This window comes from Pseudomonas sp. MF4836, assembly GCF_002018875.1.
GTDB lineage: Bacteria > Pseudomonadota > Gammaproteobacteria > Pseudomonadales > Pseudomonadaceae > Aquipseudomonas.
Map to the genome: position 1 here is coordinate 626690 of NZ_MVOL01000003.1, position 26845 is coordinate 653534.

The window sequence follows — 26845 nt, forward strand, 5'->3', positions numbered from 1 at the left end:
CAAAGCGCGCACTCTAACCGCTGTGCTCTACCGGGCGCCAGCCATGGCACCGAATATCCACCCGATTGTTCAGGATAACGACACCTTCATCGCGCAGGCGCGCACGCTGTTCATCTCCCGAGGGGCTGCCCGCAGGCAAACTGATACGTCCGCCGGCGGCCAGGACCCGGTGCCAGGGCAGGCGGGTGTCGGCCGGCAATTGGCTGAGGGTGCGTCCGACCCAGCGCGCCGCTCGCCCCAAGCCGGCCATGTCCGCCAATTGGCCGTAGCTCACAACCTTGCCGGATGGCACCTGGGCCAGGGTCAGGTAGAGTGCCGTGCGTCGGATTTGCGCGGGGCTTTCAGCGGCGTCGCTCAGTTCGGTCACGTTTGTGGTTCCTGATCTGCCTGTCGGTCGTTGGTCGGGACAGTCATTTAATAGGGAGTGAGAATTGAACTCACTATAAATGCCTGGGTCAGTCCTAGCTAAGGCCTGATCCAACGGGATAATGCCGCTTTTTTTCGCAAACTCGAGCCCTGTATTTGCTTATGTTGCCAAGAACCCTGCTGTGCCTCGCTGTCTTCAGCGCCTCCACGCCCTTGCTGGCCGACACCGTCTGGTTAAAGAACGGTGACCGGTTAAGCGGCAAGATCAAGGTGTTCGACGGCGGAAAGCTGTTGATCCAGACCGACTACGCCGGGGCGATCCCGATCGACTGGAAACAGGTCAAGACCCTGGAAAGCGATCAGGAGCTGCTGGTCAAGCAAGACGCCTACACCGGCGAGAAGGCCAAATCGCTGAAGCCTGCCGATGATGGCAAGGTGGTTTTGGCCAATGGTGAGGCGCCGCGCACGGTCGAGCTGGCCAGTATCCAGCAGATCATGAAGCCCAAGCCGGTGGTCGAGGATCTGATCTGGAAAGGGCACGTCGACGTGGCCCTGGATTATCAGCGCGCGGAGAAGGATACCGACGACTACGACGTCGACTTCAAGACCTCGGCCCGTCACGGCAAATGGCGGCACACCGCCGAAGGCGAGTACAACCGCGAGTTCCAGGATGACGTGGTGACCACGGACAACTGGCGAGCCGAGTACGCGCTGGATCGCTTTATCACTGATCAGTGGTTCTGGCAGGGGCGGCTGACCTACAAGCGCGACAAGGTTGAAGACCTGTCTCGTCAGCGGGTGGTGGGTACCGGTCCGGGCTACCAGTTCTGGGATGACGAGTTGGGTGCGTTCTCCCTGGGCTCGCTGCTCAACCGTACCGATTACGAATATTCCGATGGCGGCAAGGACAACTTCTATTCCCTGGCCATGAAGTGGGACTACAACCGCTTCCTGATCGGCAAGCGAGTCGAATTCTTCACCACGGGCGAGGTGGGCAGGCCGTTGTCGGGCGTGGCGGATTACGCGTTGGATGCCGAGATGGGCTTGCGGTACAAGGTTACCGACTGGGCTTCCCTCAATCTCAAGGCCGAGAAAGACGTGATCAGTGGCACCGAAGACAGCGACCTGAGCAAGACTCGCTACACCGCAGGTTTTGGCGTCACCTGGTAGTTGGCTGATTCAAGGCGGGCCTGAGGGCTCGGTCCGTCTTGAGATGCAGCGCTGCAAACAAAACAGACGGGCACAAAAAAGCCCCGCTTTTGAGGGCGGGGCTTTTTACTGGATCAGTACAAGTTAGATAACTTGAACTTCTTCAGCTTGCATGCCTTTCTGACCGCGGGTAGCGATGAAAGAAACCTGTTGGCCTTCTTTCAGGCTTTTGAAGCCGTCGGATTGGATTGCTTTGAAGTGTACGAACAGGTCGTCACCGGATTGTGGAGTGATGAAGCCGAAGCCTTTTTCATCGTTGAACCACTTAACGGTACCGGTTTGGCGATTAGACATGGTGTATCTCCTTGGACAAAGTTAACTGCGACTCAGGAAAAGCCCTGGCCGAGACTGAGTGCAAAGAGCAGGAAAAATTCTTGGAGATGGTTGGATCGAAATTCAACATCGTGTAGAGATTCTCAGTGACACAAGCAGCACAGTGGCGCCACCTTAACCCTTTTTCCGGAACGTGCCAATGGTCTTTGCGAAGGTTTCTCTGTTTTCGTGACTGACGGTGTCTGGCAACCCCGGGAAGCCCCAGGGATTGCGGGGATTAGCGAGAAAAACGCCCCAGTCTTTGAACCCGGCGACCTGCCCCGGTAAGATGCCGGACAGAATTTTTCCACCTCGCTATTTCAGGACACCCGCCATGAGCATCAAATCGGACAAGTGGATTCGCCGCATGGCGCAAGAACACGGGATGATCGAACCCTTCGTCGAGCGCCAGATGCGTGGCGAAGGCGCCGACCGGGTGATTTCCTTCGGTGTCTCGAGCTACGGCTACGACGTGCGTTGCGCTGATGAATTCAAGGTATTCACCAACATCAATTCGGCCACCGTGGACCCGAAGAACTTCGACGAAAAGAGCTTCGTCGATATCAAAAGCGACGTCTGCATCATCCCGCCGAACTCCTTCGCCCTGGCGCGCACCGTCGAATACTTCCGTATTCCGCGCAATGTGCTGACCATCTGCCTCGGCAAGAGCACCTACGCGCGCTGCGGGATCATCGTCAACGTGACCCCGCTGGAGCCCGAGTGGGAAGGTCACGTGACCCTGGAGTTCTCCAACACCACCACGCTGCCGGCGAAGATTTACGCCAATGAAGGCGTGGCACAGATGTTGTTCCTGGAATCAGATGAAGAATGCGAAGTGTCCTATAAGGACCGTGGCGGCAAGTACCAGGGCCAGCGTGGCGTGACTCTGCCGCGTACCTGAGTCATTGATCTGACGAACTGTGGGAATTCCTGAGCCGGCAGGCACTCTATGAGTGTACTGCCCCGGTTCGCGCAAGGCGGGCCGCGCTTAGCTCAGGAGTGTCCTATGAAGATCGATCCGCGAATAAGCGCCGAATTGGCGAGGCTTGAACCCAATCAGGTCGGTGTACTGGCCTGGTCCCTCCTGGCCCATCCGGCCAGCATGGCAGGCGGCATCCCTGGCCAGCCTGATCCCGATACCCCGCAACCCAACCAGCCTACCGAGCCCGGCGAACCGACCCTGCCGGACGAACCGCCTCCCGTCCCCGTGGCCTGAGGCCGGTCGATGGCCAGTCAGGCGCTGCGCTGGACGCTCAACTGACTGGCCAGACCCGTTGCTCACCCACTACATAGATCCGGCTGTCCGGCATCGGCGCTATTCGATAGCCGCCGGTAAAGGCGCCGAACGCCGGCAGCAGGCTGACTTCATGTCCCAGTTGAAAGCACGGCAGGCGCAGGCTTTGCCGGCCCTTGCCCTGCAAGCGATACACCGGGTGCACGTGGCCGGCCAGTACGTGCTGGCCGGCGCGTGGGACGGGGTCGTGGCACAGCGCGAAGGGCCCGAGGCTGAGCGGTTCATCGACCACCTCGATATCCAGGTCGGCCGGCGGATCGCCGGACCGCTGGTCGTGGTTGCCGCGGATCAAGGTTACTTGCAGTGCCTGATGCCGCTGACGCCAGGCACGCAAGGGCGCCAGGGTGGCCTCGACCTGGGAGCCCGGGCCATGCAGGAAGTCGCCGAGAAAGATCAGCCGCTCACAGTCCAGTTTGGCCAGTAACCCTTCAAGCACCAGCAGGTTGCTCGCGGTGGTGCCCCGGGGTACCGGCTGGCCCAGGCTGCGATAGGCGGCGGCCTTGCCGAAATGCGCATCGGCAATCAGCAGGCAACGCCGAGCGGGCCAGTAGATGGCTTTTTCCGCCAGCAACCACAGGGTTTCACCCGCCAGGGTGACCGGGCAGTGCGCGCTCATGATCGGCCTGCGCGGTCAGCCGAGGTTTCCAGGTCGCTGACCATCCGCGCGATACGGTCGGCGAGTTTTTCCGAACTCATGCTTTCCCTGAAACGCTCCACCAGCAACGGAAATGCCAGGGGCGTTGCGCGTTTGATGGCATGCAGGTCGAGCCGCAACTGGCTGATATGGGCCAGGGTCTGCTCCAGGCGCTGCACATCCAGTTCTTCGCGCAGCACTTCCTCGGCAGCCTGGGCCAGCAGCAGGTTGCCGGCGTCGTATTGTTTGAACACTTCAAAGAACAGGCTGCTGGACGCCTGCACCTGGCGCGTGCTTTTCGGCGCGCCGGGGTAACCGGCGAACACCAGGCCGGCGATACGCGCCACTTCGCGAAAGCGCCGTTGGGCGAGCTCCCCGGCATTGAGGCTGGCCAGGACATCGGGCAGCAGTTGCTCACGGCTTAACAGCTCGCCGTTGAATGAGTGGTGCCAGTCGATGGGCGTGGCGCTGAGCAGTTCCAGGCCGTAGTCGTTGACCGCAATGGAAAAGGTGATGGCCTGGCGCTGGCTGATACGCCACGCCAGCAGGCTGGCCAGGCCCAGGTGCACTTGGCGGCCGGCGAAGGGGTAAAGAAACAGATGCCAGCCTTCGCGGGATTTCAGGGTTTCCGCCAGCAGTGTCTGCGGCGTCGGCAGGCTCGACCAGCGTTGCTGGAGCTCCAGCAGGGGCTGCACCCGCTGCATTTCCGGGCCGCGATACTGGCCTTGGGCAGCTTCGCCAAAACGCCGGATCATCGCAGCTGCCAGCTCCCCGGAAAGTGGCATGCGTCCGCCGTTCCAGCGCGGTACGGCGGCCTTTTTCGCGGTGCTGCGACGTACATAGGCAGTCATGTTTTCCACCCGCACCAGTTCCAGCAGGCGGCCGGCGAACAAAAAACCATCTCCCGGACGCAGGCGGGCGATAAAACCTTCCTCGACATTACCCAGGGTCTTGCCGCCACCGCCCTTGCTCCAGAACTTCAATTGCAGGCTGGCGTCGCTGACGATGGTGCCGATGCTCATGCGATGGCGGCGGGCCAGGCGCGCATCCGGCACGCGCCAGATGCCCTGTTCGTCCGGCTCCACCCGGCGGTAGTCGGGATAGGCGGTCAGGGACAGCCCGCCGTGGCGCACAAAGGCCAGGGCCCAGGCCCATTCGGCGTCGCTGAGGTCGCGGTAGGCCCAGGTGCTGCGTACTTCCTGCAGCAGTTGCGCCGGCTCGAAACCGCCGCCCAAAGCCATGCTCACCAAGTGCTGCACCAATACGTCCAGGGGCTTGTGCGGCGAGGTGCGCGGTTCGAGGCGGCGCTGGGCCACGGCGTCCTGTGCGGCGGCAGCTTCGATCAGTTCCAGACTGTGGGTCGGCACCAGGGTCACCCGCGAGGCGCGCCCCGGCGCATGGCCCGAGCGGCCGGCGCGCTGTATCAGGCGCGCCACGCCTTTGGCCGAACCGATCTGCAGCACCCGCTCCACCGGCAGGAAATCCACCCCCAGGTCCAGGCTCGAGGTGCAGACCACCGCCTTGAGTTGCCCATCCTTGAGCGCGCGCTCCACCCAGTCACGAGTTTCCCGGGCCAGGGAGCTGTGGTGCAGGGCGATCAGGCCGGCCCAATCCGGCCGTGCTTCGAGCAGCGCCTGATACCAGACCTCGGCCTGGGCGCGGGTGTTGGTGAACACCAGGCAACTGGGGCTGCCGTCAATTTCTGCCACCACTTGGGGCAGCAGGCGCAGGCCCATGTGTCCGGCCCAGGGGAAGCGCTCGATGACCGCCGGCAATAGGGTGTCGACCTGCAATGGCTTGCGGTTGTCGCCTTGCACGCTGAGGGCCGGCCCCTGGGGGATCAGTACCTGTTCGGCATAAGCCTGGTTGCCCAGGGTGGCGGAAACGCCCCAGACGATCAGTTCCGGGTGCCATTGGCGCAGGCGGGCCAGGGCCAGTTGCAGCTGCACGCCACGCTTGTTGCCAAGCAATTCGTGCCATTCATCCACCACCACCATGCGCAAGGTCGCCAGCGCGGTTTCGGCATCGGCGCGGGCCAGCAGCAGGGTCAGGCTTTCCGGAGTGGTGATCAGCGCCGTGGGAAGGCGCCGGCCCTGGCGTGCGCGTTCGCCAGCGCTGGTATCTCCGGTGCGCAGGCCGACGCTCCAGGCAATGCCCAGAGAGGGCAGCGGCGCCTGCAGCGCACGGGCGCTGTCGGCGGCCAGGGCGCGCATCGGGGTGATCCAGAGCACGGTCAGCGGGGGCGCCACGGGCTTGCGCCGGCGTGGAGCATCGCTGGTACCGGGTGCGGTCGAGCTGGCGTAGCGATTGAGCGCGGCGAACCACAGGGCGTAGGTTTTACCGGCGCCGGTGTTGGCGTGCAGCACCCCCGACTGGCCACGCTTGACCGCCGCCCACACCGCCTTTTGAAAGGTGAAGGGCTTCCAGCCTTGGGTGTTGAACCACTGGTGTGCGTAGTCGCAGGTCTTGGCCATGCAGGGGCGTGCGCTCTGAACTTCCTGATTCAGAGACCGCGGGAGCGGGCGACTAGTTTAATCGCGTTGGCCGCGGCGCCGCTCAAGGCGGCGCCCCCGGTTACTTGAGGTTGCCGCTGAGAAACTGCTGCAAGCGCTCGCTTTTCGGATTGCCCAGCACGTCTTCCGGGGTGCCTTCTTCTTCCACCAGGCCCTTGTGCAGAAACAGCACCTGGCTCGAAACCTTGCGCGCAAAGCTCATTTCGTGGGTGACCATGATCATGGTCCGGCCTTCTTCGGCCAGGCCCTGGATCACTTTCAGCACTTCGCCCACCAGCTCCGGGTCCAGGGCCGAGGTCGGTTCGTCGAACAGCATCACCTCCGGTTCCATGGCCAGGGCGCGGGCGATGGCCACCCGCTGTTGTTGGCCGCCCGAGAGAAACGCCGGGTACTGATCGGCCACCCGCGCCGGCAGCCCGACCTTGTCCAGGTAGCGCCGGGCGCGGTCTTCGGCGTCCTTTTTACTCACCCCCAGCACCCGGCGCGGGGCCATGGTGATGTTTTCCAGCACGGTCATGTGGCTCCACAGGTTGAAGTGCTGGAACACCATGGCCAGTCGGGTGCGGATCCGTTGCAGCTCGTCATCGTCGGCCACGCGCATGCCGTGGCGGTCGCTGACCATGCGGATCGGCTGGCCGTCCAGGCTCATGGCGCCGTCGTCGGGGGTCTCCAGAAAGTTGATGCAGCGCAGGAAGGTACTTTTGCCCGAGCCGCTGGCACCGATCAGGCTGATCACGTCGCCGGTCCTGGCCTTGAGCGAAACGCCTTTGAGCACTTCGTTGTCGCCGTAGCACTTGTGCAGGCCTTCGATGGTTAGTTTGTACATGGAGCGAACATCCTCAAGGCGAAAGTAGGTAGCCGCTGCGATAGGCTTCGCGGCCGGCGACATGGGCGATGACCATGCCGGCGGTGGCCATGCGCCGCAGCGAACGGGCATACAGCAGCCCGGCGTGGCGACAATGAATCGGGGTCACCCGGTCGTGGATCGGGTCGATGACTTGCGCCACCAGTTGCCCGGCTTCCAGGTACTCCCCCGGCAAGGCGGTGAACACCAGCAGGCCGCCGACCGGGGTCGTCACCGGCTCAACGCCCGCCAGGGGCGTGGCCGGGTAGGGCAGCTCGGGCAAGGGCGGCGCCTCGCCGGCAATGGCGCCGTGGTGGATCAGGTAATCCAGCAGGGCCTGGCAGTCGAGGCTGGCCAGGCCGTGGTTGACGTCGCCCTGGCCGCGCAGTTCCAGGGTCACGGAAAAGCTGCCCTGGGGGATCGCGAAACGTTCGCCGAAGCGCTGCTGCAACTGCCACCAGAGCAGGGTGAAGCATTCGTCGAACGACTGTCCGCCAGAGTCGGTGGCCAGCAGGCTGGCCTCGGCGCCGATGTAGCGCGCCAGGGGCTCGACCTGCTCCCAGGCTTCGGGGGTGGTGTAGAGGTGGGCCACGGCTTCGAAGTCGCAGTGCAGGTCGAGCACCATATCGGCGTCGCAGGCCAGGCGTTGCAGGGTCAGGCGCTGGGATTGCAGTTGGGTGGTCGCGCTGTGCAGGTCCAGGGCCTGGCGCAAGCTGGCGCGGATCAGTTCCAGGTTGAGTTGCGGGTCGTCACCCAACTGGCCTTCGAGGGCGTTGCCCACCTGTTCGCCAAGGTCGACGAACCAGCGGTTGAAGTTCTGCCCGCTTTCCAGCTCATAGCGCCCCAGGGGCACGTCCATCAGCACCTGCTCCAGGCCCACCGGGTTGGCCACCGGCACCAGGACGATTTCACTGAGCAGTTGGCCGGCGGCTTCGAGCTCCGCCAGGCGCAGTTTCAGGTGCCAGGCCACCAGCATGCCGGGCATTTCATCGGCGTGCAGGGACGCCTGGATATAGATTTTGCCGGCGGCGTGCTGCGGCCCGAAGTGGAAGCTGTGGATCTGCCGCGCAGTGCCGGGCAGCGGGGCGAGCAAGTCGTGGATCTGGTGGCGCATGTGCAAGTCCTAGTGGGTCGGCCCGAGGAAGGCCAGCCAGCGACGTTCGGCCAGGCGGAACAGGCCGACCAGGGCGAAGGTCACGCAGAGGTAGATCACCGCGGCAATCCCGAACGACTGGAAGGTCAGGAAGGTGGCCGAGTTGGCATCGCGCGCGACTTTCAACACATCCGGGATGGTCGCGGTGAAGGCCACGGTGGTGGAGTGCAGCATCAGGATCACTTCATTGCTGTAGTAGGGCAGCGAGCGGCGCAGGGCCGAGGGCATGATCACGTAGGCATACAGCTTCCAGCCGCTGAGGCCATAGGCCTTGGCCGCCTCGACTTCGCCATGGGCCATGCTGCGGATCGCCCCGGCGAAGATCTCCGTGGTGTAGGCGCAGGTGTTGAGGGCGAAGGCGAGGATGGTGCAGTTCATGGCATCGCGAAAGAACGCGTCCAGCACCGGCTGCGCGCGGATCGCGGCAATGCTGTAGATCCCGGTGTAGCAGATCAGCAGCTGGATATAGAGCGGGGTGCCGCGAAACAGGTAGGTGTAGAACTGCACCGGCCAGCGGATGTAACGCTTGGGCGAGACCCGGGCGATGGACAGCGGGATCGACACTAGAAAGCCGATGCAGATCGAGGCGCTGAGCAGCCACATGGTCATGGCCAGCCCGGTGATGTTGTAGCCGTCGCTGTAGAGGAACGGCCGCCAGTATTCCTGCAGGAGCTCGATCATCGTACGGCCTCCCGGGAACCGGCGGCGTAGCGGCGTTCGAGCCAGCGCAGGACGACGTTCGAGGCGCTGGTGATCAACAGGTAGATCAGCGCCGCGATGACCAGGAAGTAGAACAGCTGGTAGGTGCTCTTGCCCGCATCCTGGGCAGCCTTGACCAGGTCGGCCAGGCCGATGATCGAGACCAGGGCGGTGGCCTTGAGCATCACCATCCAGTTATTGCCGATGCCCGGCAGGGCGAAACGCATCATTTGCGGAAACACCACGAAGCGAAAGCGCTGGCCGCGCTTGAGGCCATAGGCGGTGGCGGCTTCGACCTGGCCCCGTGGCACGGCGAGGATCGCGCCGCGAAAGGTTTCGGTGAAGTAGGCGCCATAGATAAAGCCCAGGGTGATGACCCCGGCGCTGAATGGGTTGATTTCGATGTATTCCCATTCCATCAAGTCGGTGAAGGAGGTCAGCCAGGTTTGCAGGCTGTAGAAAATCAGCAGCATCAGCACCAGGTCCGGCACCCCGCGAATCAGCGTGGTGTAGAGCTGGGCCGGGACCCGCAGCAGGGCCAGGCTGGAAAGTTTGGCGCTGGCGCCGATCAGGCCGAGCAGTACGGCGACCAACAGCGACAACACGGACAGCTTGATCGTCATCCAGGTGCCTTCCAGCAGCAGGGGGCCGAAACCCTTCAGGCTGAAGGCGGAAAGCCCTAGGGTTTGCAAGAGTTCTTCGAACATAAATCAGGGACCTGTGGCGATAAAAAAGCGCCCATCGAAGATGGGCGCCAGAGCATTACTTACCGCTGTAGAGATTCAGGTCGCCGAAGTGCTTTTTCTGGATGGTGGCGTAGGTGCCATCATCGTGTAACGCTTTGATACCTTTATCGAGGAGGGCCTTGAGGTCTTTGTTACCTTTCGAGATGCCGACGGCGGTCTTGGCTGGCAGCAATGGGCTGTCCACCGGCTTGCTGACTTCGTAATCCGCACCTTGTGGCGACTTGAGAAAGCCCAGTTCGGCTTGCAGCATGTCCTGGATCGACGCATCGAGACGCCCGGAGATCAGGTCGGCGTAGACCTGGTCCTGGTTCTGGTAGGCCTGGGTCTTGACCCCAGCCTTGTCCAGCACGGCCTTGGCGTAGGCTTCCTGGATGGTGCCCTGCTCGTAGCCGACGGTCTTGCCCTTGAGGGACGCGAGGTCTTCGCTCAGGCCTGCGCCTTTTTTGAACACGAAGGAGGTCGGGCCGGAGAACAGTTCATTGGAGAAATCGATGACCTTTTCACGGGCCGGAGTGACGGTCATGGAAGAGATCACACCGTCGAATTTGTTGGCTTTGAGGCCAGGGATCATGCCGTCGAAGTCACTTTCTACCCATTTGCACTTGACCTTGAGCTCGGCGCAGATGGCATTCCCCAGATCGATATCGAAGCCCACCAGGCTGCCGTCGGCGGCTTTGGATTCAAAAGGTGCATAGGAGGGGTCGACGCCAAAACGCAGTTCCTTGTATTCCTTGGCCAGCGCGGAACCGGCGGCCATGCAGAGAGCCAGTGCAGAAAGGGTCAGCAATGCTTTTTTCATTATTCAATCCCTAAAAACCAATATGAGCGCTTGTGGCGCATGGGTACTGTTACTGGAATGCAGCAGACTCAATGAAAGTAGCAATTTCCGAACCAGAGTCCCGAACAAGTGTTTTAAAAGGTGGCACGAGTGTTTGGCCGGTGCGACCCATGCGCCGAAACAGGGCGCGCGCCAGGCGCCGCATCAATAAGGTGCAAGGCGGGCTGACAGGGGTTCAGCCCAATAGATCCTGGAGGGTGGCGAGGCTGTCGGCGTCTTCGACGCGCTTGTCCTGGCGCCAGCGCAGCATGCGCGGGAAGCGCACGGCAATTCCGCTTTTATGCCGCTTGGACAGGGCGATGCCCTCGAATCCCAGCTCGAACACCAGGCTTGGGGTAACACTGCTCACCGGGCCGAACTTCTCGACTGTGGTCTTGCGCACGATGCTGTCGACTTTGCGCATATCTTCATCGGTCAGCCCCGAATAGGCCTTGGCGAACGGCACCAGGTTGCGCTCGCTGGCGCCGGGCGGGCCATCCCACACGGCAAAGGTGTAATCACTGTAGAGACTGGCGCGCCGGCCATGGCCGCGCTGGGCATAAATCAGCACCGCATCGACGCTGAACGGCTCGACCTTCCACTTCCACCACACGCCCATGTCCTTGGTCCGGCCCACCCCATAGAGCGCGTCGCGGGCCTTGAGCATCATGCCTTCGACCCCCAGGCTGCGGGATGCTTCGCGCTGGCGCGCCAGGTCGAACCAGTCCCGGCCCTGCAAAACCTCGGAGGACAACAGCAGCGGGCTGGCGCACTCCTTGATCACCTGCTCGAGTTGGCTGCGGCGCTGCGCCTGGGGCTGGTTGCGCCAGTCCTGGCCCTGCCACTCCAGCAGGTCGTAGGCCAGCAGCACCACCGGAGCGTCGGCGAGGACCTTCTTGCTCACATTGCGTCGACCAATGCGCTGTTGCAGCAGGGCAAAGGGCTGCACTGACGGGGCCGGCACCGCGCCGGGCGCGGCGTCATCCGGCGCGGGTGCTTTCCAGACCAGGATCTCGCCGTCGATGACTGTGCCATCCGGCAGGTGCTGGCCCAGAACCAGCAGTTCGGGAAAACGTTCGGTAACCAGCTCTTCGCCCCGGGACCAGATCCACAGCCGGCCCTCGCGCTTGACCAGTTGCGCGCGGATGCCGTCCCACTTCCATTCCACTTGCCAGTTGCTGACCGGGCCCAGCAGGGCTTCGAAGTTTTCCACCGGCTGGGCTAGGGCGTGGGCCAGGAAAAACGGGTAAGGCTGGCCACCGCGTTGTGCGTGCTCATCGGCCGACTCGGGGGCGATCAGCTTGAGGTAGCTGGCGGCGTCGGGGCGGTGCGACAAATCGGTGTAGCCCACCAGGCGCTGCGCCACCCGTTTGCTGTCGAGCCCGGCCATGGCCGCCAGGGCTCGGGTCACCAGCAGTTTGGAGACGCCGACGCGGAAGCTGCCGGTGATCAACTTGATGCACAGCATCAGGCTTTGCCGGTCCAGTTGCGCCCAGAGTCGGGGCAGTTGGGCGGCCAGGGTCTCTGCCGGTGCGCCACGCAGGGGCAGGAGTTTGTCCTCGATCCACAGGGCCAGGCCTTCGTTCGAGCCCTGGGGAGATTCGGGCAGCACCAGGGAGATGGTTTCCGCGAGGTCGCCGACGGCCTGGTAGCTCTCTTCGAACAGCCAGGGCTCAAGCCCGGACAGGGCCACGGCCAGCTCGCGCAGGGTGCGGGTGGGTACCAGTTGCCGGGGCCGGCCGCCGGACAGAAAGTACACCGCCCAGGCCGCATCTTCTGGCGCCGCCTGGGCGAAGTAGGCCTGCATGGCGGCCAGTTTGGCGTTGCTCGAGGTGGTGGCGTCCAGGTCGGCATAGAGGCTGGCAAAGGCTTTCATGGCGCGCCCTCGGTGGCGGGTTCCGGGGTGGCGTTGTCGTCTTCGTCATCGCCGTATTCGGTGCTGAAGCCCTGGGCGTCCAGGCCCTGTTCGCACAGGTAACGCACCAGCACCGCGACCGAGCCGTGGGTCACCAGCACCCGTTGGGCGCCGGTCTGTTGGATGGCCCAGAGCAGCCCGGGCCAGTCGGCATGGTCAGACAGCACGAAACCGCGATCGACGCCGCGCCGCCGGCGGGTGCCACGCAAGCGCATCCAGCCGCTGGCAAAGGCATCGCTGTAATCGCCAAAGCGGCGCATCCAGCTGCTGCCGCCGGCCGAGGGCGGCGCTAGTACCAGTGCCTGGCGCATCAACGGGTCGTTCTTGTCGACATCACCGGCGTACAGGGTCGGTGGCAGGTGGATGCCACCTGCGCGATACACCTGGTTCAGTGGTTCCACCGCGCCGTGGACCAGGATCGGCCCGAGGCTGGCATCGATGCCGTGGAGAATGCGCTGGGCTTTGCCGAACGAATAACAGAACAACACGCTGGCTTTGCCCGCGTCGATGTTGCCCTGCCACCACTGATTGATCTCGGCAAAGATCTCGGCCTGTGGCTGCCAGCGATAAATTGGCAGGCCAAAGGTCGACTCGGTAATAAAGGTATGGCACCGCACCGGCTCGAACGGCGCGCAGGTGCCATCGGGCTCGACCTTGTAGTCACCGGAGGCGACCCAGACTTCACCTTGGTATTCCAGGCGTACCTGGGCCGAGCCCAGCACATGCCCGGCGGGGTGAAAACTCAAGGTCACGCCGTGGTGCAGCAGGCGTTCGCCGTACTCGAGGGTTTGCAGGTTGATGGCCGGGCCCAGGCGCGAGCGCAGGATGCCTTCACCCGGGGTTGCCGCCAGGTAATGCTGATTGCCGCCGCGGGCATGGTCGCCATGGGCGTGGGTAATCACGGCGCGCTCGACCGGGCGCCAGGGGTCGATATAGAAATCCCCGGCCGTGCAGTACAAACCTTCAGGGCGCGCAATCACAAGGTCCATGGAAAGTGCCAGGAGCAGTGGGCTTGCTAAGTAGGAGGCGGGCGGCGCGGGAGAAGTTCGATCGGGTGTGGGGTGAAGGCGAGGCTCAAGGCCGGACGCCCGCCCGGCGCTGAGTGCCGGGCGGGCGGGGGGCTTATTTGCCGGGGACCAGGGTCAGGCGGGTTTTGCCGTAGCTGCGCTCGAAGTTCTGCGGTTGCAGCGGCAGGCTCAGGTACTGGCCCTTGAGCCATGGGTCGATGGCGTTGGCGTAGTTCGGACTGGCCGGGTTGCCGGACTGGCCACTGCTATTGACGCCCATCAGCGGCTCGCTCTGGCCGAAGTCGACGATAAAGCGCAGTGCGGGCGTGTCGGTGACCGCGAAGTCCTGGCCCCAGCGGTAGGCGCCGCCGTTCAGGGTGCTGTGGTCGCCGCCCATTTGCAGCGGGCCACGAATGGTTTGGCCACTGCTGTTGGTCCAGCTGTAGCTGTGCAACTTGCCCCACTGCCAGGCCTTGCGGTCGGCGCCGAGCTGGGTTTCGCCGGCGCTGATGGCGGCGGCCAGGCTGCGGGCGAGGATCGCCGGTTTGTCTTCCTTTTGCGCAGTGCGCGAGTCATCCCAGAACGGGCTGTCTTCTTCGCCGAGCAGGTGCGCGGCCTGGGCCGAGTAGGACAATGTGCCGTTGGCGACAAAGGCTTTCCAGGTGGCGCTGGTGGATGGGCCGAGTTTGTCGAGGAAGATCTGTTTGGCGCTTTCCTGGAGGAATAGCTCATAGATCGCTGCATCCGCCGAGCCGGCGCTGAGCTTGCCATCAAACGCCAGCAAGCGGCTGTAGGCCTCGCGCGCTTTGCTGCGGTCGGCTTCAGGCAGGGCGTCGATGGCTTTTTTAAGCGGCTGGGACATACCCGGCGCTTCGAACATTTTCTTCAGCTTGGCGGCAAAGGTGGTGCCCTGGTCGTATTGCAGGGCGATCAGGCTGCGGCTGTCCTGCTTGCCACTCGAGGCCAGTTGCGCCATGCGCTCACCGCGCTCCGGGGCGTGCCAGGAGTTGGACAGCTGCATGCCGTAGCCCTGGGTGATCATTCGCTGGTTGGCGGTGCCGAGCCAGCCCTGGGCCGGGTCCTGGTCGTAGGGGTGGAGCATTGGATCGGCGTAACCGTCCCAGTCGTAGCGCCCGTCCCAGCCTGGCGAAGGCAGCAGGCCCTGGCCTTCACGGCGGTTGGGGAAGCGCCCGGTCACTTGCCAGCCGATATTGCTGGCATCGGCGAACACCATGTTCAGCGCGATGGCACGGATCTCGCGGCTGGCATCCGAGGCCTTTTCGACGTTTTGCGCCCGGGACAGGTCGAAGAACGCGTCCAGGCTCTTGTCGTCCTTGAGGTCCGGCATTTGCAGGGCCAAACCGTAGCCGCTGCCGAGGGTTGTGCCCTGGCCGCTGTTGAGCAGAGGCCCGTGGCGGGTTTCGTACACGGCTTCGCGAATCGGCCGTTGGCCTTTGACGAAAAAGGTCTCGTTACGCACGCCGGCCGGCTGCCATTTGCCGCCCGCCAGGTAGTACAGGGCGTTGCCCTGGAACTTGAGTTTTTCCAGGAACAGGTCCTGGTTGTCGCCGTTGACTGCGCTCAGGCTCCAGGCCACCTTGCCGTTGAAGCCCTGGATAATCGCCGGCAGGCCGGCAATCGAAGCGCCGGCAGCCTGGTACTTCGGCGCGCGGATCTGCACGTAGTTCCAGGCCTGCATGTGGCTGTCGGCGGCCAGCAGGCTGCGGCCACTGCGGCTGCGCTGCGGGGCGATGGCCAGGTTGCTGGCGCTGGTGATGCCCAGCGGGTTGAGCGCACTCAGGCGCTCGGCGGCCCCGCTGACTTGCGCCAGGCCCGGCACATTGAGGGCGATGCCCTTGAGTTTTTCTGCCTCGGCAAAGGGCAGCGGCTCGTCCGGGTAGCTTGGGGTCAGCCAGGCCAGCTTGTCGGCGCCGACTTTCTGCGCCAGTACCAGGGCGTTGATTTCTTCCTGCAGGTTGGCCGACTGGCCGAAATTCAGCAGGCAAAAGATCAGCGCCGAGTCTTCGGGTTTCCAGTACTCAGGCTTGTAGCCGGTGGCCGCCAGGTCCGGCGGCAGCTTGTCGCGGTAGCGGAACAGGTAGGCGTTGACGCCGCGGGCATAGACCTCGAAGAAGCGTTTGATGCGCGGCGAGGAGGCCTTGTACAGCTCGTCGGCGCTCTTTTTCAGGTTGACGCTGCGCATCAGGCGGTCGACGTCCAGCACCTCGGCACCGGACATTTCTGCCAGGCGGCCCTGAGCCAGCAGGCGCAGGGTCACCATCTGATTGATGCGGTCGCTGGCGTGCACGTACCCCAGGGTGAACAGCGCATCGTGGAAGCTGTTGCTCTCGATCAGCGGCATGCCCATGGCATTGCGCCGCACCGAAACGTTCTGCGCCAGGCCCTTGAGCGGCTGCACGCCGGAGGAGGGGGGCACGGTGTCCTGGGTGTTCCATGACTGGCAACCGGCCAGGCTGAGAACGCCGGCCACTGCCGCGGCAACGCCGAACCGGGGAAGAAAATGTGTGAGGGCTGGCGAGGCCATGGCAAAGCTCCTGCGGGGGTAGCGTCAATAAAGGCGCTACGTTAGTGAGCAGGCGAGTGCCGCGCAAGCCGGGGCAGCGGGTATTTGTGCTTTGCCGGGCAAATAGCGATCGAAGGCAGGCCGCGTCCGGGTTCAGGGGGACGCGGCCAGCCGGCGATGGGTCAATGCGCCGGGGTATCAGCTCGGGTTGACCCGCTGCACGATGGCATAGGCGCGTTCGGTGGCAGGTCGCGCCTGGATGCGGTTGAACCAGCGCTGCACATGGGGGAAGTCTTGCAGATGCTGGCTCTGCTTCTTGTAGGAAACGATCCAGGGATAGATCGCCATGTCGGCAATGCTGTACTCGCTGCCGGCAACGAAGTCGCGGTCGGCCAGGCGCCGGTCCAGCACCCCATACAAGCGCGCGGTTTCGTCGATGTAGCGCTTGATCGCGTAGGGGACTTTCTCCGGGGCAGCGTGGCTGAAGTGATGGTTCTGGCCCGCCATCGGCCCCAGCCCGCCCATTTGCCAGAACAGCCACTGCAGGGCCTCCTGGCGTCCGCGCAGGTCCTTGGGCAGGAACTGTCCGGTCTTTTCTGCGAGGTACAGAAGAATCGCCCCGGACTCGAACAGCGACAGCGGCGCGCCGCCATCCTCGGGCTGGTGATCGACAATCGCCGGGATCCGGTTGTTGGGGGCGATCTTGAGAAAGTCCGGCTTGAACTGTTCGCCCTGGCCGATATTCACCGGGTGAACCTCATAGGGCAGGCCGGCTTCTTCGAGGAACAGTGAAATCTTGTGGCCGTTGGGGGTGGTCCAGTAATACAGGTCGATCATGGAGCTCTCCAGCTGGGACGGGTCTTCAAATAGGGACAGCAAACAATGGCATTAGGTCGTCCTGTTTGCGCGCGTCGGCTTGCCTGTCATGGGAGGTGATGCTGAAGTGCGCAGAATTCAATGGCCCAACCCGGAGAAAATCAGCATGGAACTCGATGCCAACGCAGCGCTGATTCTGATCGACCAGCAACAGGGAATCCTTCAGCCCAGGCTCGGCCCGCGCAACAATCCCGAGGCCGAGGAGCGCATGGCCGAGCTTCTGGCCAGGTGGCGCCAGGCCGCGCGCCCGGTGATCCACGTGCAGCATCTGTCCCGTTCGCCGGATTCGGTGTTCTGGCCCGAGCAATCGGGGGTGGAGTTCCAGCCGCAGTTTGTGCCGGGGGCCGGCGAGGAGTTGATTCAGAAGCAGGTGCCGGATGCATTCTCTGGCACCGGACTGGAAGGGCTATTGCGCAAGGCAGGGATCGGGCAATTGGTCATCGTCGGCGTGGCCACCCACAACTCGGTGGAGGCGACGGCGCGTACCGCGGGCAATCTGGGGTTTGCGACCTGGGTGGTCGAGGACGCCTGCTACACCTTCGACAAGGTCGACTTCTTTGGTCGGCTGCGTTCGGCGCATGAGGTGCACGGGATGTCCCTGGGCAACCTGCACGGCGAATATGCCACCGTGATCAATAGCGCCGAGCTTCTATAAAAGCCGGATAGCCGTGACAACACGGTGCAGGTCGCACCGGGTTGTCATGGCCGTGCATGAGGATCAGTGCATCAAGCGCCGTGGCACTTCTTGAACTTCTTGCTGCTGCCGCACGGGCATGGGTCGTTGCGACCGACATCTTTCAGGGTATTGCGCACAGGTTCCTGGGGCGCATGGTTGCAATGCGGACCGTGTACATGGCCATGGTCGTGATCATGGGCGTGGTGATCATGATCGTGATCGTGGTTGCAGGCAGGGCCATGGACATGGGGTTGCTGGGTCATCGGTGTCACTCCGGAATAAAATCGCCGGGAATTATCTCGCCATTGCGCTTCAGGTGCACGTCATAGCCGATGAATAATCCGGTTTCCAACTCGCCTTCCAGGCGATAGGGGATGGGTTGCCGCGGGTTGCGCAGCAATTTCACCACGTCGCGCACCTGGGGCCAGAGGTTGGTGCGCACCGCCACCTTGAAATAACCGCTGCTTTTGGGGCCCACGGTAAACCAGTGTTCGTGCTCGCCTTCGGCCAGCAGCAGGCGGTCGAGGTGGATCCGGTACGACAGGTGGCGCACCGTGAGGTCGGAGTCGTTGGGGTTGTCGACGCGAAACAGCAGGCGAAAGCGCTGCTCCAGCATATTGGCGCGAATCACTTCGACCTTGACCAGGTGCACTTGGGGATCGACGGTGTCATCGACGAACCAGGACGCGCACCCCGAGAGGCCTAGCACCCAAAGCAGGCTGATTGTCCTTAATACGCGCAGCTCAGAAACCATGCCATTACTCCGTTTGAACTCCCAGTCTAGCAACCGTGGGCGCGGGGTAAGGGTTGGGTCACGGCCAGGGGCTCAAGGGGTGAGATAGCTGGCGCAGCATTTATTGTATTTCTGCCCGCTGGCGCAGGGGCAGGCGTCGTTGCGGCCGGCCTTGAACCCGACTGTCGGGTCGATGAAGTACCAGTGGCCGTTGTTCTGCACGAACGAAGAGCGCTCGCGCTGGCTGTGCTCGCCGTTGCTGTCATGCCAGCGCGCGGTGAAGGTGACGAAGGCGTGTTCGGGCTGGCCGCCGAAGACTTCGGAGCTTTCCACCTCCAGCCCGAGCCAGGTGCTTTGAGCACTCCAGTCGCTGATGGCCTGGCGGTCCAGGCCGGCCTGCTGCACCGGCAGGGTGGTGGCCACAATGTAGTCCACCAGGCCCAGAACATAGGCGCTGTAGCGCGAACGCATCAGCGCTTCGGCGCAGGGGGCCGGATGGCCGGCGTGGTAATGGCCGCAGCAGGCATCCAGCAGGGTGCCGCTACCACAAGGACAAATCGACATACTCATTGCGTTACCACCAATACTTTCCGAAGTTTTCCGGGTTGGCCCAGAACCGTGAGTTGAGCCAGTCCGGCACTTGCTTGTATTCAAGCAGATCGTAGGTAAACAGGGTCAGCACCTGCTCTTCACGCTGGAAGCGTTCGCTGGCCTGCAACGCCAGGGAGAAGAAATCCGTCTCCTGCCAGCCGCAGGCCGCCAGGTCGGCCAGCACCGCGATGCGGCTGGCGTTGAGGTTGCGGATCCCGCCGAGCAGGTTCAGCCCATCGCGCTTGGGCAGGTGTTCCAGGCAATCGACCACCACCGCCAGGTCGAAACGGCGTGCCGCCAGTTCCGCCGGCAAGGGGCCGGGCGCGGATTGGGCAACCTGGCAGTCGGGGTGCGCCAGCTTGAAGGCGGCGAGGGCCGGGAAGTCGCTGGCGCCGATCAGCAGCAGGTGTTGTGGGGCATAGCGGTCCAGCAGCGCCGCCAGGGCTTGCTGGGGCGTGCGCGAAGAAATACCAGCAGTCATCGAAGATCCTCAATCAGAACTGCAGAGACTAGCGCGCCCGAACGCCCGGGCCTAGAGCGCTTGTCTCGAAATAGCCGAAGCCCCCAACAAATACAGGACCCAAACCGCCATGGCCTATTGCTGGCGCAGATTAAAAGCGCGGTCTTTACTCCCTGAATCGGCTCCGGGCCGATCCCCTACGGAGAACACCTTGATGAGCATAGTTCGCACAGCACTACCCTTGGTTCTGCTAACCAGTGTGTTGACTGGTTGCGCAGGTTTGCAGAAAACCGACTGGCCGACCTGTGCCGCCGTCGGGGGCGTCACCGGTGCGGCGCTCGGTGCGACCGAAAGCGCGTCCTGGGCCGGCGGTGGAGCCTTGGTGGTAGGCGGCCTGGCCGGTGCCTATTGCTGGGTCCACGGCGATGGCGACGAAGACGGCGACGGTGTGCCGGACAGCCGCGACAAGTGCCCGCACACGCCTAAAGGCGTGCCGGTCGATGCCAATGGCTGCCCACCGGTTCCGGTGGCGGTGGTCGAAGAGGTCGTAGTGGTCAAGGAAGAAACCATCGTCATCCGCGATGTGCACTTCGAGTTCGACTCGGCCAGGCTGACCGGCGCCGATAAAACCAAGCTCGACACCATCGCCACACGCTTGAAACAGGAAGCCGCGTCGGCGCAACTGCGCGTGACCGGGCACACCGACAGTGTCGGCAGTGATGCCTATAACCAGCGGCTTTCGGATAAACGTGCGCATTCGGTGACCGATTACCTGATCAACGCCGGCGTGCCACGCAGCAGCTTCGTCTCGGTGTCCGGTGCCGGTGAAAGCCAGCCAGTGGCCGACAACAAAACCGCTGAGGGGCGCGCCCTGAACCGGCGGACGGAAATCAAGATCAACCGCTGATCCTTCTATATAAGCAGCCTTGCCCCGGGGTGGCCGTGATTGCGGCTATCCAGGGGCTTCCCCTGTTTGTTGCCCCCCGCAGCGCTTTGCCGCTGGTCCTTGAACCTCTATGTCGAAGAATTTTTCCCAGGCGCTGGCTAATTCCCGGGATTAGTCGTTACTGTGCGCGCAAAGAAAAATTCACATAGGGGGAGCGTATGAAGGTCTTTTGGGGGCTGGGGAAAATCTTGACCCTGGTGTTCTGGCTGGTGGTGCTGATCAACCTGGCCAAGCCGTTGATCAATCCGCTGCATTTATTGGTCAATCTGGCGGGCAGCCTGCTGTTGCTCACCCATTTGCTGGAGCTGGTGCTGTTCAATGGCAGCCTCAAAGGTCGCAGCAACCCTTGGCGGGATCGCCTGCAGATCCTGTTGGTGGGGATTTTTCACCTGCAAGGCATCCCCCATTCGCCCCACCTAGAGGCTGATCATGCGTAAATTCTGCCTGCTGGCGCTGCTGTGCAGCCCCCTGGCCGTGGCCCAAGTGGTGACGGTGGAAACCAACTCCCTGATGCGCTTGCCCAACACCACCAGCACCCTGCAACTGGAGCGCCTGGAGGTGTCCGACTACGGCACCTTGTTGATCCCGTCTAATGTCACCGAGCTTCAGGTCGGTGAACTGCACCTGGGCCGTGAAGCTCGGATCGCCATTGTCCCCGCCGAACAGGCACTGCAACTGACGGTGCGGCGTGCCGAACTGGAACCGGGCAGCCAGATCACCTCGCGCGGTGCCCCGGGCACTTATCAAAAACCGGCCAAGGCCGGACGCAATCTTGCCTTGCGCATCGAATCGCTGAATGGCCCGGAGTTGTCGGTGGATGCCCGTGGCGGTGCCGGGGCTCCGGGTTTTGTCGGCCTGGATGGGGCCAATGGCCAGGAACCGGGCTGCACCTGGGGTCAGGCCGGGCGCGGTGCCGATGGCGACAACGGCGGCGATGGCCGCCCGGGCGCGCCGGGGGCACAGGTTCGGATGGAACTGCCGCGTGACTATCCGGCCGAGCAGATCAAGGTCGTGGTCGATGGCGGCGCCGGCGGTCTGGCGGGGCCTGCGGGCAAGCCGGGCGCAGGGGGCAAGTCCAAGGGCTGCTACGTCTATCGTGCCGACGGTGGCAAGAGTGGCCGCCCGGGGGCTGAAGGCCAGCCGGGGCCCGCAGGGCCAGCAGGTTCGGTGACGCTCCAGCGGTTGTAAGACAGACGGGCGCCTGCCAGGACGTTAAGGCGGGCCGGTACGTTTCCTTACACGTGCCGGCCCGTTTTCGTACCGGCCCTAGAACATCGGCCGTGCCGCAGCCAAGGCCACCAGCACCAGGCCGATAATCAGGTTGCAGCCTACCAGTCGGCGGATCTTGCCCAGGGCCGCAGCGCCTGCCGGCCAGTCCTCGGCCACCACCGCGTTACGCAGCTCCGGCAACTGCAACGACTGGATGCGGATAAACAGTGCGGTCATCACCAGGTACAGGCCGATCATCACCTGCACATAACGCGGTGCGGTCTCGAAGCCGTTGAAGCGCAGTTGGATCAGGCCGACGCCGCTGATCGGCAAAACCGCCACCGCGACCCAGACCCAGACAAAAAAACGCTGAAACACTTCTACCCAGAGCTTCAGGCGCGTCGGGCCTTCAAGTGCCGCCCCAGCCGCCGGACGCAACACCATCCAGGCGAAAAACATGCCGCCGACCCAGACCAGGGCGGCCAGGACATGCAGGGTGTAAGCAAGGGCAAAGGCTGTCATTCGGGTACTCCGTTCTGCGCGGGATGAATTAGCGGGTTATGATAGCGGCCGATCCGAACCACTGAAAATTTATCCAGCGTTTTTCGCGCCCAAAGACCATGATCAGCAACGAACTCAAAACCACGATCCAGGGCGCTTACTCGCGTTTTCTCGAAGCCAAGAGCCTCAAGCCGCGTTACGGCCAGCGCCTGATGATCGCCGAAGTGGCCAAGGTCCTTGGCGACATCGATACCGATGAAGAAGGTCGGCGCAGTGGCGACCCGGCCGTAGTGGCCGTGGAAGCCGGCACCGGTACCGGGAAAACCGTGGCCTACAGCCTGGCCGCCATCCCCACCGCCAAGGCCGCCGGCAAGCGCCTGGTGATCGCCACCGCGACCGTCGCCCTGCAGGAGCAGATCGTCTACAAAGACCTGCCCGACCTGATGCGCAACAGCGGGCTGAATTTCACCTTCTCCCTGGCCAAGGGCCGCGGGCGCTATATGTGCCTGTCCAAGCTCGACATGCTGCTGCAGGAAGGCCACGCGCAAACCGCCACTGCCCAGCTGTTCGAGGAAGAAGGCTTCAAGATCGAAGTCGATGAAGCCAGCCAGAAGCTGTTCACCAGCATGATCGAGAAACTCGCCGGCAATAAATGGGACGGCGACCGCGACAGCTGGCCCACCGCCCTCGAAGATTCAGACTGGGCACGCCTGACCACCGACCACAGCCAGTGCACCAATCGCCATTGCCCGAACTTCGGCCAGTGCGCCTTCTACAAGGCCCGCGAAGGCATGGGCAAGGTCGACGTGATTGTCACCAACCACGACATGGTCCTGGCCGACCTGGCCCTGGGCGGCGGTGCCGTGCTGCCTGACCCGCGTGACACGCTGTATGTGTTCGACGAAGGCCACCACCTGCCGGACAAGGCCATCGGCCACTTCGCCCACTACACCCGCCTGCGTTCCACCGCCGATTGGCTGGAGCAGACTGCCAAGAACCTGACCAAGCTGCTGGCCCAGCATCCGCTGCCGGGCGACCTCGGCAAGCTGATCGAGCAGGTGCCGGAGCTGGCGCGGGAGATCAAGACCCAGCAGCAGTTCATGTTCACCGCGTGTGAACAACTGGCGGACTTCAAGACCGGTGAAGACATGGAGGGCCGCGAGCGGCCGCGCCATCGGTTTGTCGGCGGGGTCATTCCCGAGCACATGCGCGAGATGGGCATTGAGCTGAAGAAGGGCTTTTCACGCCTGACCGACCTGTTCACCCGCCTCACCGACCTGCTCAAGGAAGGCATGGATGGCGAGGTCAATATCGGCATCGCCAGCAACCAGGCCGAAGAATGGTACCCACTGTTCGGCAGCCTGCTGTCCCGGGCCCAGGGCAACTGGGAGCTGTGGACCGCCTTCACCACCGAAGACCCGGAAGACAACCCGCCCATGGCCCGTTGGCTGACCCTGGCTGAAAGTGGCTCGTTGTTCGATATCGAAGTCAACGCCAGCCCGATCCTGGCTGCGGAAATGCTCCGACGTAACCTGTGGAACGTGGCCTATGGCGCCTTGGTGACTTCGGCCACCCTGACGGCCCTCGGCACGTTCGATCGGTTCCGCATGCGCGCCGGCCTGCCGAAAAAAGCTGTGACCGCCGTGGTCCCCAGCCCCTTCCATCACGCCGATGCCGGTGTGCTGCGGGTCCCGGACCTCAAGGCCGACCCGCGGGACGCGCCGGCCCATACCGCGGCCATCATCCGCGACCTGCCGGAACTGGTGGAAGGCTCGCGCGGCACCCTGGTGCTGTTCTCCTCGCGCAAGCAGATGCAGGACGTGTTCGACGGCCTGGACCGCGACTGGCGCAAGCAAGTGTTCATTCAGGGCAACCTGTCGAAGCAGGAAACCCTGAACAAGCACAAGGCGCGGGTCGATGGTGGTGACTCCAGCGTCCTGTTCGGCCTGGCCAGTTTCGCCGAAGGCGTGGACTTGCCCGGGGCCTACTGCGAGCACGTGGTGATCGCCAAGATCCCGTTCTCGGTGCCGGATGATCCGGTCGAGGCTGCGCTGGCGGAGTGGATCGAGGCCCGGGGCGGCAATCCGTTCATGGAAATCTCCGTGCCCGATGCCTCGCTCAAGCTGGTCCAGGCCTGCGGTCGCCTGCTGCGTACCGAGCAGGACCGCGGCACCATCACCCTGTTGGACCGGCGCCTGGTCACCCAGCGCTACGGCAAGGCTATCCTCAATGCCTTGCCGCCGTTCCGGCGGGAAATTTCTTGAGCGCGGTCTGCAGATTGGCTTCCCGCGCTGTCTATTTCATGTCACCGATTCAACACAGGCCGTTTATCGGTCATTAGGGAGAACCTGGTTCATATGATTCGCCGTTCGTTGCCCGCCGTATTGGCTCTGATGTTCGCCGCGCCGCTGCTTGCCGCGCCTGCCGGACAGCAGATGCTGTTCAACTTTGTCCGGCCCGCGGCTGTGGTCCAGGTGACGACACAGGATGCCGGCCTGCCGCAATCCAATGCAGAGCAAACGGCCGAAGGTGAAGTGCTGCGGCGGGTCACCTTCAACCCGGCGGCGCAGCCGAGCCTGCGCTTGAGCCCGCAAAGTGGTGCCTGGGACTGGTCGCAATCGGGAATGATGAGCCTGCGCATCCAGAGCGCGATGAACTGGGCCCTGACCCTCTACGTGAAAATCCAGAGCAATGACGGCAAGACCCTGGTCAGCCGCATCGATCTGCCGGCCGGGCCGGCGCAAACCCTGTTGGTACCGCTGGTGGCCAGCTCGCCGTTGAGCCAGGGCATGAAGGCCGGGCCGCCGATGCCGACGACCGTGGACGGGCAGCGCATTCTGCTGGCCAGCAGCCAAGGCGAGCTGGATCGCAGTCAGGTGGTGTCGGTCACCCTGTCGATGGAACAACCCAAGGCCGCCCAGAGCATTCTGCTTGAGCGCTTCGGCGTGCAGGACGGCGAGGGCGTGGTCAAGGCGGTCTACGGTTCGCTGGTGGATGGCTACGGCCAGTCGATCCGCGCCCGCTGGCCGGAAAAAATCAGCAGCGACGATCAGTTGAAGACCGCGGCGAGCAAGGAACAGCAGCAGCTCAAGACCTGGCTGGCCGAGCGCGAACGCAGTGCCCTGGACAAGTTCGGCGGCTGGGACAAGGGCGCACCGTTCAAGGCCAGCGGGTTTTTCCGCACCGAGAAGCGTGACGGGCGCTGGTACCTGGTCACCCCCGAAGGCCATCCGTTTTATTCCCTGGGGGTCAATGCAGTCACTGCCGAGAACAGCCAGACCTATATAGCCGGCCGCGAATGGATGTTCCCGGCCCTGCCCAAGCCCGGTGAGCCTCTGGCCGGTTTTTACGGCGAGGGCGATAACCGTGGCGGCAACGGCGCCGACCAAGGCCGTGCTTATAACAGTGGCCGCTGGTACGACTTTTACGCGGCCAACTTGCAGCGCACCTACGGCGTGCCTTGCGCAGCCGGCAGCGAAACCCAGCCCGGTATAGCCGACGCGGCCAAGGCCGATGCCCGGCAGGCGCAACAGACAGCCGCGCCTGCCACTGCGACGACCGCGCCGTGCGCCCCTGAGGCCCTGGACACCAAGCGCTGGGTCAGTCACACCCAGGACCGCTTGCAGGCCTGGGGCTTCAACACCGTCGGCAACTGGAGCGCCTCGGCGCTTGAAGACAAAGCGCGGGTGCCTTACACCTTGCCGCTGTCGATCGTCGGCGACTACGCCAGCATCAGCACCGGCAGCGACTGGTGGGGCGGCATGCCCGACCCGTTCGACCCGCGTTTTGCCATGGCCACCGAGCGTGCGGTGGCCATCGCTGCCCGCGACCATCGGGATGACCCTTGGTTGATCGGCTACTTTGCCGACAACGAACTGGCCTGGGCCGGTCCCGGTGATGGCCCCAAAGCCCGCTACGCCCTGGCCTACGGCACCTTGCGCATGACCACCGACGTGCCGGCCAAACGGGCGTTTCTCAAGCAGTTGCGCGACAAATACCGTAACCAGGCCGGCCTGTCGAAGGCCTGGGGCATTGATCTGCCTGCCTGGGAGCTGATGGAAGACCCGGGTTTCGAGCCGCCACTGCCGAACCCCGAGCACCCGGAAATCGAAGCCGACTTCAAATACTTCCAGAAGGTGTTTGCCGATACCTACTTCAAGACCATCTCCGATTCGCTGAAGTGGCATGCGCCGAACCACTTGCTGCTGGGCGGTCGTTTCGCCATCAGCACCCCGGAGGCCGTGACCTCCTGTGCCCAGTACTGCGACGTATTGAGCTTCAACATGTATACCCTCAAGCCCCAGGACGGTTATGACTTCGCCCAACTGCGCAGCCTGGACAAGCCGGTACTGATCACCGAATTCAACTTCGGCTCCCGTGACCGTGGCCCGTTCTGGGGTGGCGTGACCGAATTGGCCCGTGAAGAAGATCGCGCGCCGGCCTATGCCAATTTCCTCAAGCAGGCGATCAGCGAGCCGTCGATTGTCGGTGTGCACTGGTTCCAGTACCTTGACCAGCCGGTGACCGGTCGCCTGCTGGATGGCGAGAATGGCCACTTCGGCCTGGTGGGCATCACCGATCTGCCGTTCCAGGGGTTCGTCGACAGCGTGCGCAAGAGCAACCTGCTGACCGTCGATCAGCTGGGCGCCGAGGTCGAAAAGGCCAAGGCTGAAGCCGACAAGGCTGCGGCTGCCGAAAGCCATGGTGGCGACGGTGGCAAAAAGGCTCATGACAGCAAGGACGGCGGCGCCGGCCGCGCAGGCGGGCATTCCGGCAACGGTCATTGATCACGAGGGGGCAGCGTGCAGGCTGCCCCTTTC

27 protein-coding genes are annotated in these 26845 nt (G+C 63.5%); 9 read left to right on the forward strand and 18 right to left on the reverse strand.

Annotation, left to right across the window (positions count from 1 at the left end; translation table 11 throughout):
- Nucleotides 1-13: 13 nt before the first annotated feature.
- Nucleotides 14-367, reverse strand: a complete 354-nt coding sequence (locus tag MF4836_RS09635) for an MGMT family protein (protein ID WP_078470131.1) — start codon at nt 365-367, stop codon at nt 14-16.
- 161 nt (nt 368-528) lie between these two features.
- Here MF4836_RS09635 and MF4836_RS09640 point away from each other — a divergent pair, with 161 nt between their 5' ends.
- Complete coding sequence (locus MF4836_RS09640; RefSeq protein ID WP_078470132.1) at nt 529-1536, forward strand: DUF481 domain-containing protein; 1008 nt, start codon at nt 529-531, stop codon at nt 1534-1536.
- A 123-nt stretch (nt 1537-1659) separates the two neighbouring features.
- Here the strand turns inward: MF4836_RS09640 and MF4836_RS09645 are convergent, their stop codons facing one another.
- Nucleotides 1660-1869, reverse strand: coding sequence for a cold-shock protein (locus MF4836_RS09645; protein WP_002554837.1), 210 nt, complete (start codon nt 1867-1869; stop codon nt 1660-1662).
- A 352-nt stretch (nt 1870-2221) separates the two neighbouring features.
- Here MF4836_RS09645 and dcd point away from each other — a divergent pair, with 352 nt between their 5' ends.
- Nucleotides 2222-2788, forward strand: a complete 567-nt coding sequence (gene dcd, locus MF4836_RS09650; protein WP_017129950.1) for a dCTP deaminase — start codon at nt 2222-2224, stop codon at nt 2786-2788.
- A 105-nt stretch (nt 2789-2893) separates the two neighbouring features.
- The gene (locus MF4836_RS09655; RefSeq protein WP_078470133.1) at nt 2894-3103 is read left to right on the forward strand and encodes a hypothetical protein; all 210 of its coding nucleotides are present in this window, start codon (nt 2894-2896) and stop codon (nt 3101-3103) included.
- Between the two features lie 37 nt (nt 3104-3140).
- Here MF4836_RS09655 and pdeM read toward each other — a convergent pair whose 3' ends face one another.
- The 11 genes from pdeM to MF4836_RS09710 form a co-directional block, all read right to left on the reverse strand.
- Nucleotides 3141-3797 carry a ligase-associated DNA damage response endonuclease PdeM gene (pdeM, locus tag MF4836_RS09660; RefSeq protein WP_078470134.1) on the reverse strand — a complete coding sequence of 219 codons (657 nt, stop codon included), beginning with the start codon at nt 3795-3797 and terminating at the stop codon, nt 3141-3143.
- A complete protein-coding gene (locus MF4836_RS09665; RefSeq protein WP_078470135.1) occupies nt 3794-6289 on the reverse strand; it encodes a ligase-associated DNA damage response DEXH box helicase in 2496 nt (831 codons plus the stop codon). Before MF4836_RS09665 ends, pdeM begins: the two co-directional genes overlap by 4 nt.
- Nucleotides 6290-6389: 100 nt before the next feature.
- Nucleotides 6390-7154: an ABC transporter ATP-binding protein gene (locus MF4836_RS09670; RefSeq protein ID WP_078470136.1), complete on the reverse strand. Its 765-nt coding sequence runs from the start codon at nt 7152-7154 to the stop codon at nt 6390-6392.
- Between the two features lie 13 nt (nt 7155-7167).
- Nucleotides 7168-8286 (reverse strand): succinylglutamate desuccinylase/aspartoacylase family protein, encoded by a 1119-nt coding sequence (locus MF4836_RS09675; protein ID WP_078470137.1) that lies wholly within the window; start codon nt 8284-8286, stop codon nt 7168-7170.
- Nucleotides 8287-8295: 9 nt separating this feature from the next.
- Complete coding sequence (locus MF4836_RS09680; protein WP_020297209.1) at nt 8296-9006, reverse strand: ABC transporter permease; 711 nt, start codon at nt 9004-9006, stop codon at nt 8296-8298.
- On the reverse strand, nt 9003-9731 hold the full coding sequence (locus MF4836_RS09685; protein WP_078470138.1) for an ABC transporter permease: 729 nt from the start codon (nt 9729-9731) through the stop codon (nt 9003-9005). The genes MF4836_RS09680 and MF4836_RS09685 overlap by 4 nt, the downstream gene beginning before the upstream one ends.
- A 55-nt stretch (nt 9732-9786) precedes the next feature.
- Nucleotides 9787-10569 (reverse strand): transporter substrate-binding domain-containing protein, encoded by a 783-nt coding sequence (locus MF4836_RS09690; RefSeq protein WP_020297207.1) that lies wholly within the window; start codon nt 10567-10569, stop codon nt 9787-9789.
- A gap of 214 nt (nt 10570-10783) precedes the next feature.
- Nucleotides 10784-12463, reverse strand: a complete 1680-nt coding sequence (locus MF4836_RS09695) for an ATP-dependent DNA ligase (protein ID WP_078470139.1) — start codon at nt 12461-12463, stop codon at nt 10784-10786.
- The gene (locus MF4836_RS09700) at nt 12460-13491 is read right to left on the reverse strand and encodes a ligase-associated DNA damage response exonuclease (RefSeq protein WP_078470140.1); all 1032 of its coding nucleotides are present in this window, start codon (nt 13489-13491) and stop codon (nt 12460-12462) included. Before MF4836_RS09700 ends, MF4836_RS09695 begins: the two co-directional genes overlap by 4 nt.
- 133 nt (nt 13492-13624) lie before the next feature.
- Entirely contained in the window at nt 13625-16054 is a 2430-nt protein-coding gene (locus MF4836_RS09705; RefSeq protein ID WP_078470141.1) for a penicillin acylase family protein, read from the reverse strand.
- Between the two features lie 177 nt (nt 16055-16231).
- Nucleotides 16232-16870 carry a glutathione binding-like protein gene (locus tag MF4836_RS09710; RefSeq protein ID WP_078470142.1) on the reverse strand — a complete coding sequence of 213 codons (639 nt, stop codon included), beginning with the start codon at nt 16868-16870 and terminating at the stop codon, nt 16232-16234.
- Nucleotides 16871-17015: 145 nt separating this feature from the next.
- Here MF4836_RS09710 and MF4836_RS09715 point away from each other — a divergent pair, with 145 nt between their 5' ends.
- Nucleotides 17016-17564 (forward strand): cysteine hydrolase family protein, encoded by a 549-nt coding sequence (locus MF4836_RS09715; protein WP_078470143.1) that lies wholly within the window; start codon nt 17016-17018, stop codon nt 17562-17564.
- 71 nt (nt 17565-17635) lie between these two features.
- Here the strand turns inward: MF4836_RS09715 and MF4836_RS09720 are convergent, their stop codons facing one another.
- From MF4836_RS09720 to MF4836_RS09735, 4 genes are all read right to left on the reverse strand, one after another.
- Nucleotides 17636-17848, reverse strand: coding sequence for an SEC-C metal-binding domain-containing protein (locus MF4836_RS09720; RefSeq protein WP_078470144.1), 213 nt, complete (start codon nt 17846-17848; stop codon nt 17636-17638).
- Between the two features lie 5 nt (nt 17849-17853).
- A complete protein-coding gene (locus MF4836_RS09725; RefSeq protein WP_043229400.1) occupies nt 17854-18339 on the reverse strand; it encodes an LEA type 2 family protein in 486 nt (161 codons plus the stop codon).
- A 72-nt stretch (nt 18340-18411) separates the two neighbouring features.
- Nucleotides 18412-18888 carry a YchJ family protein gene (locus tag MF4836_RS09730; protein WP_078470145.1) on the reverse strand — a complete coding sequence of 159 codons (477 nt, stop codon included), beginning with the start codon at nt 18886-18888 and terminating at the stop codon, nt 18412-18414.
- 4 nt (nt 18889-18892) lie between these two features.
- Nucleotides 18893-19390: a DUF6231 family protein gene (locus tag MF4836_RS09735; protein WP_078470146.1), complete on the reverse strand. Its 498-nt coding sequence runs from the start codon at nt 19388-19390 to the stop codon at nt 18893-18895.
- A gap of 193 nt (nt 19391-19583) precedes the next feature.
- Between MF4836_RS09735 and MF4836_RS09740 the strand changes: the two genes are divergently transcribed.
- From MF4836_RS09740 to MF4836_RS09750, 3 genes are all read left to right on the forward strand, one after another.
- Complete coding sequence (locus tag MF4836_RS09740; protein WP_078470147.1) at nt 19584-20276, forward strand: OmpA family protein; 693 nt, start codon at nt 19584-19586, stop codon at nt 20274-20276.
- Nucleotides 20277-20473: 197 nt separating this feature from the next.
- Complete coding sequence (locus MF4836_RS09745; RefSeq protein ID WP_078470148.1) at nt 20474-20752, forward strand: DUF1145 domain-containing protein; 279 nt, start codon at nt 20474-20476, stop codon at nt 20750-20752.
- A complete protein-coding gene (locus MF4836_RS09750) occupies nt 20745-21503 on the forward strand; it encodes a collagen-like triple helix repeat-containing protein (protein WP_078470149.1) in 759 nt (252 codons plus the stop codon). The genes MF4836_RS09745 and MF4836_RS09750 overlap by 8 nt, the downstream gene beginning before the upstream one ends.
- A gap of 78 nt (nt 21504-21581) precedes the next feature.
- Here the strand turns inward: MF4836_RS09750 and MF4836_RS09755 are convergent, their stop codons facing one another.
- Nucleotides 21582-22046 carry a CopD family protein gene (locus MF4836_RS09755; RefSeq protein ID WP_078470150.1) on the reverse strand — a complete coding sequence of 155 codons (465 nt, stop codon included), beginning with the start codon at nt 22044-22046 and terminating at the stop codon, nt 21582-21584.
- A 98-nt stretch (nt 22047-22144) separates the two neighbouring features.
- On the opposite strand from MF4836_RS09755, the gene dinG reads away from it, so the two are divergent.
- A complete protein-coding gene (gene dinG, locus MF4836_RS09760; RefSeq protein WP_078470151.1) occupies nt 22145-24289 on the forward strand; it encodes an ATP-dependent DNA helicase DinG in 2145 nt (714 codons plus the stop codon).
- Nucleotides 24290-24382: 93 nt separating this feature from the next.
- The gene (locus MF4836_RS09765) at nt 24383-26812 is read left to right on the forward strand and encodes a beta-agarase (RefSeq protein WP_078470152.1); all 2430 of its coding nucleotides are present in this window, start codon (nt 24383-24385) and stop codon (nt 26810-26812) included.
- Nucleotides 26813-26845: the final 33 nt, after the last annotated feature.